Raw genomic sequence first — 956 nt, 5'->3', positions numbered from 1 at the left:
CGGTTGCGCATGCGGAACGCCTGGGTGGTGAACAGGCTGTTGGGGTCGCGCATGTTGATCCGGTACACCACCGGCACCAGCGGCGTGCCGGTGAGCTTGGTGGCCGGGTTGAGCCGGCGCACCACGCTGGCGGGCTCGAACCGGAAGATGAAGGTGCCGGCCGGGTCGGCGGCGAAGTCCGACAGGCCGCGCGCCTTGGCGAGCGCCTGGGCGAGCGTGATGCCGTCGGCCTGGAACGGCAGTTCCGTGGCCTGGCCGAGCGCGCCCACCGCCAGGAAGGTCTGCGGGTCGCGCACCAGGGTGAGCACGTCGTTGGGCCGCAGGTAGATGTTTTCCTTGGGGTTCGATACCACGGTGGTCAGCGGCACCGTGGCGGTGACCGGCCCGCGCGACAGGCGCACGAAGGTCTCCGAGACCGGCGAGCGGTTGCCGCCGGCCGACGCGATGACGTCGAGGATGCGGTCGCCGTGGCCCGAGAGCGGCAGGCGCGCGCCGGCGGCGCCCTCGCCGGTGACGGTGACCGCCTGGCTGATCGGCCGGGTGACCGAGACCAGCACCTGCGGCTGGATCGCCTTGCCGGCGAGTTCGTTCTCGATCAGGCCCTGGACGTCCTGGGGCCGGCGGCCGGCGACCTTGATGCGCCCGGCATAGGGCACCGAGATCGCGCCGTCGCGGCCGACCGGCTGCTCGGGGATCAGGGCGGACTTGGAGCCGGCGGAGAAGCGGTCGGCGACCAGGGGGCCGGAGAACAGGCCGCCGGAGCCGGCCTCCCAGACCGAGACCGAGACCATGTCGCCGATGCCGATCACCGGCTCGGTGGAGGGGCGGTGGTCGCCGAAGGAGGCGAGCAGGCTGTCGAGGGGGCGGCCGCGCAGGGCCTCGATCACGGATGGGGTGACGTCGATGATCTCGTAGCGGGCGAGCGTGCCGCCGTCGGCGGTGGCGACTTCCGCGCC

The 956-nt window shown here is 73.0% G+C and carries 1 protein-coding gene; it reads right to left on the bottom strand.

All coding sequences use genetic code 11. The features are described 5' to 3' along the window. On the bottom strand, positions 1-956 hold a 956-nt coding region (locus tag FV233_RS29620), incomplete at both ends, for a polysaccharide biosynthesis/export family protein (protein ID WP_147899656.1).

Origin of the sequence: Methylobacterium sp. WL7 (genome assembly GCF_008040085.1) — a bacterium.
In the GTDB taxonomy this organism is placed as follows: domain Bacteria; phylum Pseudomonadota; class Alphaproteobacteria; order Rhizobiales; family Beijerinckiaceae; genus Methylobacterium; species Methylobacterium mesophilicum.
The sequence above is the reverse complement of the archived record's forward strand: the minus strand, read 5'-3'. Positions and strand labels throughout refer to the sequence as shown.